Here is a 16,350-nt window from a genome sequence, read left to right on the forward strand (position 1 = left end):
GAATTATTTTAAGAGCAGAGCACATTAATTGGCAGTGAAATAATTCCACAAAATCAGCGGTAACGAAGAATACAGCTATTAACAAGTTGTTAAATATGAATAAAAAACTATAACAGCATGAGTATAACCCTTTATGTTTAGCGGGGAGGTGATTTGGTTAATGCTTTAGAACCTTTGTATAACCATGTAGGTTTTTTATCTAGTGCCTTCTGGCAGAAGACGGTATCTGTCATTAAACGTTTCTCCCTATGCTGCAATATTGGCTACATCGTAGGCTTTACCGCTTTTCAAGCTTGTGACAAAAATTGGCAATATGTTGCTGAAACAGCTTGAGTTCCGCCCTATAACTCAACTCGGTTTTAAAGCCATAGTATGTTGTAATTTGGATGCTCAGGTGTTCGGCCTCATTGGGCTTGTCATCCTCAACCTGTTTGACGACAAGCAGCCTGAAGCAATCGAATAAGATAATAAACATATATTGATAATAAATTTTTATTAAACATAGGCTTAGATCAATAAAAAACACCTACTATTATGTTGATTGGTTGAACATTTCTGCGGCTAACTGACGTCCCCCATCGCTTAACCCAAGTAGAAGTTAAATCAGCCTTGCTCTGGCGGTGAAAACTCGCGTAGTATAGACGTCTATACGTTTATATGTCCAAAAGGCTATCTTAAAAGGTAATCATTTAGAAGATGCGCATTGTAAGCAGCAATTGTAATCAACAGTTGTACACAGCAATGATGTTATCGCCCTATTATTGTAAAAATAAGGGTATGCTTATCTCAATCAAGGTATCAAGCAACATAGTGATCAAAAGGTAACTGTTATGGCTAAATCGACTTCTTACAGTCAAACACTTGAACAACTTAATGCATTGTTAGCGCAGCGTATTGTGATTTTAGATGGCGCCATGGGCACCATGATCCAAGACCATAAGTTGGAAGAAGAAGATTATCGTGGTGAGCGCTTTAAAGATTGGCATTGCGATGTTAAAGGCAACAATGACTTATTAGTACTCAGCCAAGCGCAAATCATTAAAGATATTCATACTCAGTACCTATTGAACGGTGCCGACATTATTGAAACCAATACCTTTAACGCTACCACCATTGCTATGGCCGACTACGACATGCAGTCACTGGCCGCCGAAATTAACTTAGCCGGTGCCAGAATTGCCCGCCAAGCTGCCGACGAAGTGGCTGCGCAAACAGGCTTGCCACGTTACGTTGCCGGCGTATTAGGGCCAACTAACCGCACCTGTTCTATCAGCCCAGACGTGAACGACCCAGGGTTTCGTAATGTCAGCTTTGATCAACTCGTCGAAGCCTATGTCGAATCGACCAGCGCCTTAATCGAAGGCGGCGCCGATATCATTATGGTTGAAACCATTTTTGATACCTTAAACGCCAAAGCCGCCCTATTTGCGATTGAAAAAGTATTTGATCAACTTGGCGATCGCTTACCGGTTATGATCTCCGGCACCATCACCGACGCATCGGGCCGCACCTTAACCGGCCAAACTACCGAAGCGTTTTATAATTCACTGCGCCACATTAAGCCGTTATCCATTGGCCTAAACTGCGCCCTTGGGCCAAAAGAGCTGCGTCCTTACGTTGAAGAATTATCGCGTATTGCCGAATGTTATGTCTCAGCCCACCCAAATGCGGGCTTACCCAACGAGTTTGGCGGCTACGATGAAACCCCAGAAGAGATGGCTGAAGTCATCAACCAATGGGCCCAAGAAGGCATGCTCAATATTGTCGGCGGTTGTTGCGGTAGCACCCCCGCCCACATTAATGCCATTCGTGAAGCAGTACTCAGACATGAACCAAGGCACATTCCAGACATTCCTGTGGCGTGTCGTTTGTCGGGGTTAGAGCCACTGACCATCGATAAAAACTCGCTATTCGTCAACGTCGGCGAGCGCGCCAATGTGACAGGCTCAGCCAAGTTTTTACGCTTAATTAAGCAAGAAAAGTTTGAAGAAGCCCTCGATGTGGTGCGCGAGCAAGTCGAAAACGGCGCCCAAATTATCGACGTCAACATGGACGAAGGCATGCTCGATGGCGTGGCTTCCATGGCGAAGTTTTTAAACTTAATTGCCTCTGAGCCAGATATTTCACGCGTGCCGATCATGATCGACTCGTCTAAATGGGAAGTGATTGAAGCGGGCCTTAAATGCGTCCAAGGCAAGTCGATTGTTAACTCGATTTCGATGAAAGAAGGCGAAGCCAAATTTATCGAACAAGCCACCTTAGTGAAACGCTATGGCGCCGCCGCCATTATAATGGCCTTTGACGAAGACGGCCAAGCCGACACGCGTGAACGTAAAACCCAAATCTGTACCCGTGCTTACCGTATTTTGGTTGATGTGGTCGGCTTTCCACCAGAAGATATTATTTTCGACCCCAACATCTTCGCCATTGCCACCGGTATTGATGAACACGACAACTATGCTGTCGACTTTATCGAAGCAATTAAAGACATCAAAACCACCTTGCCACATGCGATGATCTCCGGTGGTGTGTCTAACGTGTCATTCTCGTTTAGGGGTAACAACCCAGTACGCGAAGCGATTCATGCGGTATTTTTATACCATGCCATTCAAGCTGGCATGGACATGGGCATTGTCAACGCGGGTCAGTTAACCATATACGATGATATAGATCCCGAGCTTAAAAAACGGGTTGAAAACGTAGTACAAAACTTACCTTGCCCGGTTGCCGACTCAAGCAACACCGAACAGCTACTCGACATCGCCGAAACCTTTCGCGGCGATGGCTCCCAAGTGGCCAAAAAAGAAGATTTAGCCTGGCGTAGCTGGCCGGTGTCCAAGCGGTTGTCGCACGCCTTGGTCAAAGGCATTACTGAATTTATTGACCAAGACACCGAGGCTGCACGCCAAGAAGCCACCCGCCCACTTGATGTGATAGAAGGGGCATTAATGGACGGCATGAACGTAGTCGGTGACTTATTTGGCGCGGGCAAAATGTTCTTACCGCAAGTGGTTAAATCGGCTCGAGTGATGAAAAAAGCCGTTGCTTACCTTAATCCTTATATCGAACTAGAGAAGGTTGCGGGTCAGTCAAACGGACGAATTTTAATGGTCACCGTAAAAGGTGATGTGCACGACATCGGTAAAAATATCGTCGGCGTCGTGCTCGCTTGTAACGGCTACGAAGTGGTCGATCTTGGGGTGATGGTATCGGTTGATAAAATTCTCGATGCCGTTAAAGAGCATAATATCGACATCATCGGCATGTCAGGGCTCATTACCCCAAGCCTTGATGAAATGGTCCACAACGTGAAAACCTTCCACCGTGAAGGCTTAACCATTCCGGCCATTATCGGCGGGGCGACTTGCTCTAAAATTCATACGGCTGTGAAAATAGCGCCGCATTATCCACACGGCGCCATTTATATTGCCGATGCATCCCGCGCCGTGCCTATGGTGTCGAAACTGATTAACAATACCACCCGCCAAGCCACCATCGACGAAGCCTATGCTGAATACGACATGATGCGTGAAAAACGCTTATCGCAAACCAAGCGTAAAACCTTAGTGTCGATTGAAGCGGCGCGTGAAAACCGTTGCCAACATGACTGGGAAAACTACCGCCCATTTACGCCTAACGTGTTAGGTCGCCAAGTATTTGATGACTACCCGCTAGATGATTTAGTTGAACGTATTGACTGGACACCGTTCTTTAGAAGCTGGGAACTGCACGGTCATTACCCTGAAATTTTACAAGACAAAGTGGTCGGTGAAGAAGCGGTTAAATTATTCGCCGATGGCCAAGCCATGCTGAAGCAAATTATTGCTGAAAAGTGGCTTACCGCCAAAGCCGTCATCGGTTTATTCCCAGCCAATACCGTTAATCACGACGACATTGAACTGTATACCGATGACACTCGCACCACATTGGAAATGACCACCCATCATCTGCGCATGCAACTTGAACGCGTGGGTAACGACAACTTCTGTTTATCAGACTTTGTTGCTCCTAAAGACAGCGGCGTTGCCGATTACATGGGCGGGTTTGCGGTGACAACAGGTCACGGTATTGATCAACATGTAGCCCGTTTTGAAGCTAACCATGATGACTACAATGCGATTATGCTCAAATGCTTAGCTGACCGTTTAGCCGAAGCCTTGGCCGAGCGTATGCACGAGCGCGTCCGTAAAGAGTTTTGGGGGTATGCCGCCGATGAAATACTCGATAACGAAGCGTTAATTCGCGAACGTTATAAAGGTATTCGTCCAGCACCAGGTTACCCAGCGTGTCCGGATCATACTGAAAAAGGTTTGTTGTGGGATTTACTCAAACCCGATGAAACGATTGATTTGAACATCACCGAAAGCTTTGCCATGTACCCAACCGCTGCAGTGTCTGGCTGGTACTTTGCCCACCCAAAATCACGTTATTTTGGCGTGACCAATATTGGTAAAGATCAAGTTGAAGATTATGCTAAACGTAAGGGCATGACCTTAGCAGAGACAGAGCGATGGTTGTCACCGATATTGGACTATGACCCAGAATAGAGAGTGATCCTGAGCAGAGAGTGACCCAGAGTAGAGAATGCTCCGGAATAAAGAGTAACCTTGAGTAATCACGGTTACTCTTTTTTATGTCCAAACTTCGTTTGGATATAGGTCGAAAGGTTTATACATTTTATGGCCTGCGGCCACACCTATTTTAGAAACAAGAGTAGATCGCAAGGATCCACCCTGCACGGGCAAAAAAAAGGGGAACGTTTTGATTCTGTAATTTCGGCAAGGTTGGAGTTATATAATGGTTATAACTATGACCACGTTTTGTATTGTAGCGCTTTAGTATGTAATTCAGCACATTAAGCTTCACTTCATCAAAGTAATTCTAACCATTGCTTAATCTATGATTCTGACATGGCTAATGCTTGTTATGCAGTAAGTTTGCCTTGTTTGAATATCATTAAAACTGCGATTTATTGATAGGTGCTGCCATTGTGTTTTAGCCAGCCGCTTTGGTGTTGTCCGCGTGGATCGTGGTGAGTCCAATGGATGACGCCGCCTTTATTATTGAATTCATAAACGCCAAAGAACTCGACCGTATCGCCAACAGTTAAGCCGTCTATGCGCGGGGCCAAATCAATATTATGGGCAACGAGTAAGGTACTGCCACTGGCTATTTTTAAAATAAACCGCTGGTGGCGACTGCCTTTTAGGTCGTCGGCAAGTATTTTTATCACCTCGCCTGAACCACCAATTTGAAGGTTACTCTGCCTATTCTCAATGGCATTTTGTAACGCGTTATCACTGTCAACGGTGTAACCAGCGTAAACGTTTTTTACAATTTGAGTGGTTTGAACCTTTTTATCTAAAAAACCAAATAATGCCAAGCCAAGTAAACAGATGACTATTATTTTTTTCATGTTTATCAAATCCCTTTGTAATAACAATTAAAATGATATTAAGTGAAAAACGCGAGTTATTGTCGCGTTTTCTATTAGCTAAATTCTATCTATATCTACTGCCCAACAGTTTATTTCAGCGACTCTAGCCATTGGTTAAACGATGATGCGGGCATAGCGCCAGATTGTTGGGCGATTGTTTTGCCTTGTTTAAATACCATCAAAGTTGGGATCGAGCGGATATTAAACTGCGCAGCTAATGCTTGTTGCTCTTCGGTGTTGAGTTTGCCAAAACGAAATGCAGGTTCCCACGTTTTCGCGGCTTGGGTAAATACCGGCGCAAAGCTTTTACACGGACCACACCAGCTAGCCCAAAAATCAACCACCAGCGGCAATTCTGATTTGTTAGCATGGTGGCTAAAATTGGCTGCTGTCAGTTCAATCGGCACACCAACAAAAAGGTTTTGTTTACACTTACCACAAGTTGGTTGTTGTTCAAGACGCTCTTCAGGGACGCGATTTAACGTATCGCAATGGGGGCAAGCTATGATCATGGTTAGTCCTTATCCACTTCATTATTGAGACTATTCAATCATAAACCTAGTTAGTGTGTTAAACGAATAATCGTTTAATTTTCTCTATCATTTATGGCCTGCGGCCACCAACGCTTAAGTTCGCAAGGTTCCACCCTGCACTGGCTAATTCATTATGGCCTGCGGCCACCAACGTCGTGGCGCTTCACCCACACCAGACCAAGAGGAAACCAACGGCAGTTCCCTCTTTACTCTTTATAAAAGAATTGGCCCAGCCGCCTCGCAGGATTTTTCCTAATGACTTAAATAACAGCAGCGAAAAGTCGCCATGGGGATCGATCCAGCTTTTGACTTCATTTGTAATCGGCTTCGGCCCATTTTGTTGTAAATAGTTAAAATGCTAACGCTTCCGATGGTACATCCTGTACCGCGAAAGCTAGCTGGCATCTGATAGACAGGATGTCTGAATGCCTTGAAGCACATGGATGTGCGGGAAAGGCCATGGCCAGCTCACGCTATTTTCTTCAACGGCCTCAAGTTCAAAGCTGAATTTAGACATTTTCAAGCAGAGACTAGCTCGTTTTTGGACAGAAACGTTTTAGAGTTTTAGCCTACTGCCATTAGGAAAAGTATGACTATGAGAGTCGTTAACGCCTTGCTAGCAGTTCAATGCCTGCCAAAGTGTTTCTGTTACTTTTTTGAACTTAATTTCACCCACTTTAATTGGGCTACAATTAACCAGAGGCGTAGGGGGAAATACTATAACCTCCGAAGATTCAACCATGTTTGGAATATCTACACTCGAATGATAATGCTGAATTGAGTCACAGTTAAAGCTTTTCGTAAAGCCTCCGCAAGGCTCTCTGAGATAACTAGGTTCAAATTTACTAACTGCCAACGAATGGGAAACACCATCAACAATTATAATAACTTCTGATAATATCCATTTAACTTCGTCTGTGCTTATTGCTTCAAATCCGAAAAGCACTCTGCTTCCATGCACACTAATTTTGAAAGATGATTTTTCAGATTCGTATCTAAAAGTATTTGGATTTTGTCCACAACCGTCAATCGTGGTTTTACCAAAGTTACCTTCTGGTTTCATGAATGTTGATGTCGAAGGTGCACACCCAAGTAAACAAAAACTGAAAATAATTAAAACTAGAATCTTGCTCATGACATTCCTTGTTTAATTTCTTGTATGGTGTTGCGATCCTGACGCATGGGGGAGTTCAAAACACAACAATATCGATTAGCTCACACTGATATGTTCAGTAATACCGTTTCAGCTCGTATCTTTAAATGAATTTCTTTGATATGTTTTATTGTAAGCAGAGTCGCACTATGATTTATTTCAGGAGGGAGTGTGAGGAGATCACTTTTATTGTTTGTTGCCTTTAGTCTAATACCCATATCTTCTGTCTATGGAAAAGAATTAAAACTTGCCGTGGTACCTAAATTTAATAGTGTTTTTTTTGATCAAAGCAAAGCTGGCTGTATAGATGCTGCTGCTCAAATAAAAGGCGTTGAATGCATATATCGGGGACCAGATATAAGTAATGTTAGGATGCAAGATCAGGTAATAAATCAACTGATTGATGAAGGTATAGATGGTATCGCTGTAGCCGTTACACAATCTAAATATCTCGTTAAAAATAGCCTCAAGAGAGCTAAAGAAGCAGGTATCCCGATTATTACCTATGACTCTGATATTGATGCTTCAATCAACGAAGACCCTAATAGTTTACGCCTAGCCTATATAGGCACTGACAATATTGAATTGGGTAAGTCATTAGGTGAAGAGTTAAAAAAACTTCGGCCCAATGGGGGAACGCTAATAATGCAATCTGGGCGACGAGATTCTCCCAATCTGAATTTAAGACTGATGGGGGTCCGTTCCGCATTATCGGGAAAAAAATATGATGTACCTCCTGGAGAATTGCTTAATAACGATTCGGGATGGACTGAAGTTAGAGAACCTTTCTTTAATTTTGATCAACTGGCTCAATCTGTTATTCAAATGGAGTCTGTAATGAAAGGTAGGCCTGTAAAAGCAGACTCTTTTATTGCTGTTGGTGGTTGGCCGCAAAATGACCAAGCACTTTACCGTAAAATGATTGCCCCGTATCAGGCAAAAATTAATAACAACGAGGTCATCATTGTTATGACTAATACATCATCTGAACAATTAACTATGTTGGAAGATAATCTTGTTCATATCAATATTGGTCAAGCCCCATATGAAATGGGAAGACAAGCCATTTTGACACTGTATAAAATTGTAACAGAACAAAAATATGACAGAATAATTTACACACCTATCACATTTTGCACACCAGAGAACGTTGATACATGTACCAAGGTTTCGGGATTGTAATCATATTTAAACAGCATGGTATAAAAGCTAACGAATAATTATTTATAATACTTTCCAAATATCTTTTGGACAAAAGTGAGTTTGAGGTATTAATTAACTCAGCTTACTTGGTATTGGTTTAGCTTGATTTATAACGTCGCTTCATTTGAACTTATTGCCTGCAGCATGTGAGCTACAGGACGTAGTAAATGTCGCGATCACAGGGATGTGAAGGAGTGACCTTAGTGCAGATGATTAAGCGAGACGCCAGCTCTTGATTTTAAAATCAGCATCCCTGTGGGCTTAACCAAAACATCCCTGTTTTGGATACTCGCTGACTCATCTACACCTGTAATTTAACTCTCTTCGATTTAGCCGCATAGTTGTCTATAGATGAAAGCTAAATAGGAAAAGCTCAAATCTAATTAGCTGACTTATTTTGGGGCAACGTGTTTCAAGGTGACCTAGTGAATGACCGTAAATTGCACAGAATTACTAAATCTCTACTACGTTCTGCCCCTGATAATGTTAAAATCTCCGCATCAGAATTACCGAGAAACTCAATGTTTATCCATCATGTTAACGGCATCGACTGGCTAGTGATCACAGCTTTTGAAGAACTGAAAACTATGTTTATCGAAGAAGCCGGTACGATACCCTCTTGCTTCTCTACCGCCAGCGAATTGAACCTGGTTGATCAAGCAAAGCGAACTTATAGATATTTGCCTACTCTCAGCGGCGTAATCACCGATATCGGCACATATCAAAGACAGGGTAACGAAGAAGATTTTAGCCCACAGCTTGCCTGCTTAGTTGAGGGGCGTGGTCGGGTATTTATCTATCACGGCGGCTTTGTAGCTTTTGTGGATGACGAGCAAACCTTTATTACCCGAATAGACTGAAAATTATTCAGTAAGTTGAAATCGGCGAATTGGCATCCCTAGCAAGGAATGGGGCATAAATGATTTACGCTCCGTGGCACATTTTTGGACAAAAGTGAGTTTGAGGTATTAATTAACTCAGCTTACTTGGTCTTGGTTTAGCTTGATTTATAACGTAGCTTCATTTGAACTTATTGCCTGCAGCATGCTGATGTGCAGATGATTAAGCGAGACGCCACGAGCACATCCCTGTGGGCTTAACCAAAACATCCCTGTTTTGGATACTCGCTGACTCATCTACACCTGTAATTTAACTCTCTTCGATTTAGCCGCAATAGTTGTCTGTAGATGAAAGCTAAATAGGAAAAGCTCAAATCTAATTAGCTGACTTACTTTGGGGCAAAAATGAGTTAGTAATACTGGCTTAAAAGGTATTGATTCAACTCTGAACTTAAGAACGTTGAAGACTCTTTATAACAGAATGCGTGAGCCTGAAAGGCCTTTCTCGCACATCTGACCTATATGGATATTGGAAAGTCGGCAACATCATTGATCATGTCCTTCAAGGCATTCAGGCATCCTGCCTATCAGAATCAGGCTAGCTTACGCGGTACAGGTCGATTGGCATCTAACCGATATGGATATGGGAAAAATGAGTTAAACAAGTATTTACGTTGGAGTTAAAAAAACGGAATTGGCGTGTAAGATCCAATCCCGTTTGTCACTTCTTGGTGCTTATCTGCTAAGCGCTGGCGTGCGTGTAGGGATCAGGCGCTTGCTGCCTGTAGCCTCAAATGCACCCGCAAACCTCAGCAGGTTGTTGTCGTCATAAGCACGGCCCGCGAAAGTTAACCCTACAGGCATGCCAATATCGGCCATTGCCCCCATCGGCACAGTAACCGTTGGTACACCTAAGTGACGAATAGCAAGGTTGCCGTTAGCGACCCAAATACCGTTGCTCCAAGCGATGTCGGCGGAGGCTGGATTAACATGCGCATCTGCTGGACCCACGTCAGCCATGGTTGGAAACAGCACGGCATCGAGTTTGAGTTCGTCCATCCAGTCTTCCAGATCCAGCTTGCGAGTCTTCTCTAAGCCGCGCAGACCATCCGGTATGCTGTCGATTTGGTTATACGACTTGAGACCTCTTTTGGCCATATTGACGTACTCATCCATGCCAGCAGCAAGATCGCCCTCACGGTTCGGCAAGGTGCCAAGATCGTGCGGGAAAATCAAATGCCCATTAACGTCAGCTAATTTGTTCAGTTTAGGGTCATTGTTGGCTCGTAAAAATTCATCTAAAGCCCACCCCGATAGTGCCCATAGCTCATCATCAAGAAACTCAGGTGTGACTAAGCCACGGTTAAATACCGTCGGCGCACCAGGTCGGTCACCTTCACAGTTAGAAACCAGCGGGAAATCAACCTCAATCACTTCGGCTCCGGCAGATTCCAGTGCTTTGCGTGCCGCTTCCCAGAGGTCGATCACCGATGCTCGAGTATTGATGCGCTGACCGGTCGGGCCTCCGATACCGGGGTTTTCGCTAGTGCCAGCCAATTCATCCTTGTTAATGAACATGCGTGGCACCCCGAAACGCTTGCCTTTAAGCGTGTCAGCTTGGGCGGCAAGATCCAGATAAGAGTCTGGACGAACTGTTGATGCTTTTGGGATCTCAACCCAAGGTTGTAGACGCCATAGGTCGCCACGGGTGATAGGGTCGTCTGCCACGATAACGTCAAGTACTTCGAGCATGTCGGCAATAGTACGGGTATAAGGCACCACTACATCCATGGTCGGTGTCAACGGCCAGTTGCCGCGCACAGAAATAACCCCCCGTGACGGGGTATAGGCGCACAGACCGTTGTTTGATGCAGGCCCACGACCGCTCGACCATGTCTCTTCGGCTAGACCGAAAGCAGAATAACTTGCGGCGGTCCCAGTACCCGCGCCATTGGAAGAACCAGAGGCGAAGGGAGCTGTAAGGTAGTTAGCATTGTATGGGCTTTCGGCGCGACCGTAGTGACCACGCTGCATACCACCATTGGCCATAGGTGGCATGTTGGTTTTACCTAAACAAATGGCACCCGCTTCGCGCAGACGTTCAACGGCAAAGGCATCGTATTGAGCAATCAAATCCTTAAACGCTGGGCTACCCGAAGCCGCAGTGAGCCCCTTAACAAGATAGCTGTCCTTGGTGGTATAGGGAATACCATCGAGTGGGCTAAGTGTTTCACATTGAGCTCGGCGTGCATCAGAAGCCTCAGCTTCCTTGATCGCATCTGGATTGTGAACCACCAGCGCATTCAGCTTGGTCTGTGTCGCTGGGCCGTCGTAAGCATCAACCCGTGCGAGATAAGACTTCACCAGTTCAACCGCTGTGGTGCGACCGGATTCGAGCGCTGTACGCAGCTCGGCAATAGAAACCTCAGTGACTTCGAACATGTTACGACCTCTTATTGAAAGCCAATTGTGTTGAAACAACAGTGACATACATGGTCATTGTGTTCTCCTTAGTTTTTACTTACTGTCCAGAGGGGATCTGTTGGGTGATGCAATGGATGTTACCACCACCTAATAAGATCTCGCGGGCAGGTACTCCGACAATTTCATACTTGGGGAAAATCTCCTGCAATTTTTGTGCAGCGATATCGTCAGTTGCCGGGTCGAGTAGTGGAAAAACGATACGATTGTTGGTAATTAAAAAGTTCGCATAAGAACCCGCTAAGCGTTCACCCGCCGTGCGTGGAACACCAGTCCCCTCAGTTACGCCTTGCGCTTCCTCTGCTGTGCAATACAAAGGACCTGGCTGTGGTAATAAATGGATTTTTAATTTACGGCCTTTTGCATCCACAGTATTTTGTAAAATATCCAAAGCGGCTTTTGAACGAGGATACTGCGGATCGGTTTGATCATCAGTCCAGTGTAAAATCACTTCGCCTGGGCGAGCAAAACAGCACATATTATCAATATGTCCGTCGGTCTCATCCATGTACACACCTTCTGGCAACCAGATAAACTGCTGCACATTTAAATAATCACACAGTAATGCTTCTATTTGTTCACGATTAAGATCTGGGTTGCGATTGCTGTTAAGCAAACATTCAGCCGTCGTCATGCAGGTGCCTTCACCATCGACATGAATTGAACCACCTTCGAGGATCAGCTGAGCCTGATAACGCTCAAAACCATGCTGCGTGAGCATCTGTTGTGCGACTTGCTCGTCCTTATCCCATGGAGAGTACAAACCCCCGTTATGACCGCCCCAGGCATTAAAGCCCCAATCAACACCACGGCATTCGCCCTTCGCATTCACGACTACAGTCGGCCCTGTATCGCGAGCCCAGCAATCGTTGCTATCTATTTCGACCAAAGTAACGTGGGAAGGCATAACCGTCTTGGCTTGAGTCAAAAATTCCTTAGGTACCCCCATATAAACAGGGGTAGCAGCACCAATGGCATCGGCCACTTTAGCAAAGGTTGCCTGAGCATAAGCCCCTGCAGAGCGCCAGTTATCAGGACGATATGGCCAAATCATCCACACAGCTTGCTGCGGCGCCCATTCGGCGGGCATGCTAAAACCATCTTGAGATGGTTTAGTGGTTAACTGCGTGGCATCCACATTCATGTTTGTCATGAGTTTTGTCTCCGGTAATGCTGAAAAACTATAAGGGAGTGCGCCCTAACATAGGACGACAGAATAAAAATACGCCTAACATTAATCAAATGAATAAATCGAATTACCACATTCATCACGCAAATAGTTAGGCCGAAATTGCCACGTCTACACTAGGTGAGCTTTAGCTTCGATGAAATATCACTTTATATCATATCATTTAAGACTACTTGCGCTAAATACTTGTATGCAGGTGATAGATAAGAATTTATACGGTAAAAAGCTTGCAAGTTTATTGCAAGCTAGATTAAGTGCAATCACAAAATGGGCCAAAAACGAGTGAGATTTATTGACGTTAAAATGGACAAATTCAACTCTGAACTTGAGGACGTTGAAGACTCTTTACAACAGAATGCGTGAGCCTGACAGGCCTTTCTAGGACATCTGACCTATATGGATATTGGAAATATCATAGTGATGTCGGCAACATCATTGACCATGTACTCCAAGGCATTCATGCATCCTGCCTATCAGATGCCCGTTAGCTTTCAAGGTACAGGTCGTTCTTTGGCATCTGACCCATATGGACATGGGGAATGTCATTTGATGTCGGCAACATTATTGACCATGCCACCACGACATTCGTGAATCCATTCACATCAGATCCCCATCGGAAGCGTTAGCATTTTCACTCTTTACTGCAAGATGGGCCAAGGCTGGATTCAAATGCGATTAAAAGCTAGAACAATCCCCATGGCGACTTTTCGCATCTGTTATTTAAGTCATTAGCGAAAATATTGCGGGGCGGCTGGGCCAATTTTTTCATAAAGAGTAAAGAGGGAACAGCCGTTGGTTTCCTCTTGCCCCGTGCAGGGTTGAATCTTGCGATCTACTCTTGTTTCTAAAATTGATGTGGCCGCAGGTCATAAAATCTAGACAATAAAAGAAGAGCTGGATTGCGGCTCACAACCATTACCGCAATGACAAGATTAATAAATCCACAGTATTTAAACCTTCAGTCGCCACATATCAAAAGCTTCTTGGCAAAGCTGCTGTCTAAATTTTGGATGGGCGATGTCGATAAGTGCTCGAGCTCGCTCGCGCAATGACTTACCCCGCAAATAAGCCGTTCCATACTCGGTGACAATATAATGCACATGTGCACGGGTAGTCACCACGCCAGCCCCTGGGGATAATACTGTGGCAATGCGCGAAACGGTGCCATTGGAAGCTGTACTTGGCAGTGCAATAACCGATCTCCCACCTTCAGACAGTCCGGCGCCGCGGATAAAGTCCATTTGCCCGCCTACGCCTGAATAAATTTGAGTGCCCAGTGAATCGGCACACACTTGGCCTGATATATCGACCTGTAACGCGGAGTTTATTGCCATTACATTAGGGTTTTTACGAATAATGGCAGTGTCATTAACCTGCTCAATATCCATAAATATCACCGACGGATTGTCATCAACATAGTCGTAAAGTCGTTGGCTGCCCAACGCAAAACCAGTGACAACTTTACCGGGATGTACTTTCTTACGGCTGTTATTGATGACTCCAAGTTCAACCAGATTAAGTACCCCATCTGAAAATAGTTCGGTGTGTACGCCCAAATCTTTGTGCTCGGTTAAGCACGACAGCACCGCATCTGGGATAGCACCTATGCCCATCTGCAAGCAAGCGCCATCAGGCACCAGTTTTGCTACATGCTGGCCGATGGCTAAACTAATGGCATCGCTTGGGGCTAATAGATGTTGTGGTAACGGCTTGCTCTGTTCATACACAGCAGCCAGCTGATTATAATGAATAAAACCATCACCATGGGTGCGAGGCATCATAGGGTTAATATGGGCAATGATCCGCCCCGCCATTTGGCACGCCGCTAAGGTTGCCTCAACCGATATGCCTAAAGAGCAGATACCGTGTTTATCGGGTGGCGACACTTGAATAATCGCAGTGTCGATATGCTGTTCGCCGGAACGAAACAACTTGGGCACCTCAGAGAGAAAAATCGGAACATAATCGGCATCACCTTGTTGTAACAGCGACCGCGTGGGTGAACCAGTAAAAAAGCAACGATGGCGAATATGATCTTTTAAACAGGGATCACTGAGCGATTCAGCGCCCTCGGTATGCAGCTGTAATAATGTTAAGCCATGCTTAGTTAGCGCATGTTCGGCTAATGCATCGAGCAACAATGTTGGCGTAGCGCCCATGGAGTGTGTCCATAAAGTTTCACCGCTTTCAATTAAGGATACGGCCTCTAAAGCACTGCTACAAATAATTGGTTTCATTAATATTACTCAAGGTAATTAAGCTATTTGTAGTGTAAGCGGTAAATTAATCCGTTAATAGCATTGGCCTTTGTAACATTGATCTAACACAAAAGAGTGGCGTAATTGAGACATTGCAGGGCATTTTTTATTCAGCTAGCATTGAGCAGGACTATTAAGCAGGAGTATTAAGCAAGAGTATTGAGCGGGATCATTTTGTTGGAGCAATCCCTATAACCCCCTTTGGGGTTGTGATTGTGAATGTCGCGCTGAAAAATACGCCGGAGGCCAATATGACACTGTATGGCACTGATAGGTGGGGCTGAGAGATATATGACCAAAACAGCAGAGGCCACTCATTTATAAACAATATTGCGAGGTGTCTGTTGAGCCCATTTGAGCCATGACGCAGTTGGAGTCTTGCGATATTTATTTACTGTGGCCCAAGGCCAGCCTATTAATTTAAGCAAGCTTAATGTAAACCAGGTTCGTTCAAACGAGGTTTACATTAACCAATAAACAGGGTTAAGCACAGTGTTTATACGCCAACGCGGGCATGTTTAGTGTTAGCTTTCGTTTCAACATAAGCTTGGTAACGGCCAGGTTTATGATTAACCGCAATTAACACATTTAACGCAATTGCACCCATCACTGACAATAACACCAACTCAAAAGGAAACAGCAACAGCGAAGAGCTTAAAATTATCGTATCAATTAGCAAGCCAAAGTTACCGGCACGAATTGAATACTTGTTTTGTAAGTAAAGTGCCAAAATGCCTAAACCGCCTAAGCTCGACTTATGTCTGAACATAATCAACACACCGACCCCGATCAACATACCGCCGACTACCGCTGCAAATAATGGATGGACATTATCGATATGAATAAACATCGGCATATAATCCGTCATTAGCGAGACTATTGTCACCGAAATGAAGGTATTGATGGTGAAACGCTTAGAAAGCTGAGTCCAAGCGATATAGTAAAAAGGCACATTGATTAAGAAAAATAACACCCCAAAACTTAACGATGTCAGATGCATCCCAATAATCGCCAAACCTGCGGTACCACCAGTAATAAGCTGATTACTGTTAAACAGAGTCACGCCAAAAGACACCATTACACCGGCACAAAACAAAGCCATAATGTCTTCGTAAAATCGGTGTGTTGGAAATTGCATGCGATTTGCCATCCTGTAGTGAGTAGCGGTTAGTTATTAGCAACCTAGTGATTACATCATGCTGCTAATGCACTGGCCATTGTGCAGTGCTATAAAACAGCAACATATTAAGGGCGCGC

11 protein-coding genes are annotated in these 16,350 nt (G+C 44.6%); 4 read left to right on the forward strand and 7 right to left on the reverse strand.

What is annotated here, in order from left to right; genetic code table 11:
• Window positions 1-153: 153 nt before the first annotated feature.
• Both CXF80_RS20105 and metH read left to right on the forward strand, forming a co-directional pair.
• The gene (locus CXF80_RS20105) at window positions 154-333 is read left to right on the forward strand and encodes a hypothetical protein (protein WP_157822207.1); all 180 of its coding nucleotides are present in this window, start codon (window positions 154-156) and stop codon (window positions 331-333) included.
• A 497-nt stretch (window positions 334-830) separates the two neighbouring features.
• Window positions 831-4,547, forward strand: coding sequence for a methionine synthase (metH, locus tag CXF80_RS09385; RefSeq protein WP_101032626.1), 3,717 nt, complete (start codon window positions 831-833; stop codon window positions 4,545-4,547).
• Between the two features lie 422 nt (window positions 4,548-4,969).
• Here metH and CXF80_RS09390 read toward each other — a convergent pair whose 3' ends face one another.
• The 3 genes from CXF80_RS09390 to CXF80_RS09400 all read right to left on the reverse strand — a co-directional run bounded on the left by CXF80_RS09390 (window position 4,970) and on the right by CXF80_RS09400 (window position 7,105).
• Window positions 4,970-5,416 (reverse strand): DUF3465 domain-containing protein, encoded by a 447-nt coding sequence (locus CXF80_RS09390; RefSeq protein WP_101032627.1) that lies wholly within the window; start codon window positions 5,414-5,416, stop codon window positions 4,970-4,972.
• Window positions 5,417-5,526: 110 nt separating this feature from the next.
• A complete protein-coding gene (gene trxC / locus CXF80_RS09395) occupies window positions 5,527-5,949 on the reverse strand; it encodes a thioredoxin TrxC (RefSeq protein WP_101032628.1) in 423 nt (140 codons plus the stop codon).
• 637 nt (window positions 5,950-6,586) lie between these two features.
• Window positions 6,587-7,105 (reverse strand): hypothetical protein, encoded by a 519-nt coding sequence (locus CXF80_RS09400; protein WP_101032629.1) that lies wholly within the window; start codon window positions 7,103-7,105, stop codon window positions 6,587-6,589.
• 189 nt (window positions 7,106-7,294) lie between these two features.
• On the opposite strand from CXF80_RS09400, the gene CXF80_RS09405 reads away from it, so the two are divergent.
• Both CXF80_RS09405 and CXF80_RS09410 read left to right on the forward strand, forming a co-directional pair.
• The gene (locus CXF80_RS09405; RefSeq protein WP_101032630.1) at window positions 7,295-8,305 is read left to right on the forward strand and encodes a substrate-binding domain-containing protein; all 1,011 of its coding nucleotides are present in this window, start codon (window positions 7,295-7,297) and stop codon (window positions 8,303-8,305) included.
• Between the two features lie 542 nt (window positions 8,306-8,847).
• Window positions 8,848-9,186, forward strand: coding sequence for a cytosolic protein (locus CXF80_RS09410; protein WP_101034730.1), 339 nt, complete (start codon window positions 8,848-8,850; stop codon window positions 9,184-9,186).
• Window positions 9,187-9,900: 714 nt separating this feature from the next.
• Here CXF80_RS09410 and CXF80_RS09415 read toward each other — a convergent pair.
• The 4 genes from CXF80_RS09415 to CXF80_RS09430 form a co-directional block, all read right to left on the reverse strand.
• Complete coding sequence (locus CXF80_RS09415; RefSeq protein WP_101034731.1) at window positions 9,901-11,607, reverse strand: amidase; 1,707 nt, start codon at window positions 11,605-11,607, stop codon at window positions 9,901-9,903.
• A gap of 79 nt (window positions 11,608-11,686) precedes the next feature.
• Window positions 11,687-12,799, reverse strand: coding sequence for an agmatine deiminase (gene aguA, locus CXF80_RS09420; RefSeq protein WP_101032631.1), 1,113 nt, complete (start codon window positions 12,797-12,799; stop codon window positions 11,687-11,689).
• Between the two features lie 986 nt (window positions 12,800-13,785).
• Entirely contained in the window at window positions 13,786-15,072 is a 1,287-nt protein-coding gene (locus tag CXF80_RS09425) for an acetyl-CoA hydrolase/transferase family protein (RefSeq protein ID WP_101032632.1), read from the reverse strand.
• Between the two features lie 517 nt (window positions 15,073-15,589).
• Window positions 15,590-16,231 carry a YitT family protein gene (locus tag CXF80_RS09430; protein ID WP_101032633.1) on the reverse strand — a complete coding sequence of 214 codons (642 nt, stop codon included), beginning with the start codon at window positions 16,229-16,231 and terminating at the stop codon, window positions 15,590-15,592.
• Window positions 16,232-16,350 lie beyond the last annotated feature (119 nt).

This window comes from Shewanella sp. Actino-trap-3, assembly GCF_002836275.1.
GTDB lineage: Bacteria > Pseudomonadota > Gammaproteobacteria > Enterobacterales > Shewanellaceae > Shewanella > Shewanella psychromarinicola.

Excerpts from the sequence above, each read along its gene's own strand:
- CXF80_RS09425 (WP_101032632.1), bottom strand. The coding sequence starts at position 15,072 with ATGAAACCAATTATTTGTAGCAGTGCTTTAGAGGCCGTATCCTTAATT.
- CXF80_RS09400 (WP_101032629.1), bottom strand. The coding sequence starts at position 7,105 with ATGAGCAAGATTCTAGTTTTAATTATTTTCAGTTTTTGTTTACTTGGG.
- aguA (WP_101032631.1), bottom strand. The coding sequence starts at position 12,799 with ATGACAAACATGAATGTGGATGCCACGCAGTTAACCACTAAACCATCT.
- CXF80_RS09415 (WP_101034731.1), bottom strand. The coding sequence starts at position 11,607 with ATGTTCGAAGTCACTGAGGTTTCTATTGCCGAGCTGCGTACAGCGCTC.
- CXF80_RS09410 (WP_101034730.1), top strand. The coding sequence starts at position 8,848 with ATGTTTATCCATCATGTTAACGGCATCGACTGGCTAGTGATCACAGCT.
- metH (WP_101032626.1), top strand. The coding sequence starts at position 831 with ATGGCTAAATCGACTTCTTACAGTCAAACACTTGAACAACTTAATGCA.
- CXF80_RS09430 (WP_101032633.1), bottom strand. The coding sequence starts at position 16,231 with ATGCAATTTCCAACACACCGATTTTACGAAGACATTATGGCTTTGTTT.
- trxC (WP_101032628.1), bottom strand. The coding sequence starts at position 5,949 with ATGATCATAGCTTGCCCCCATTGCGATACGTTAAATCGCGTCCCTGAA.
- CXF80_RS09390 (WP_101032627.1), bottom strand. The coding sequence starts at position 5,416 with ATGAAAAAAATAATAGTCATCTGTTTACTTGGCTTGGCATTATTTGGT.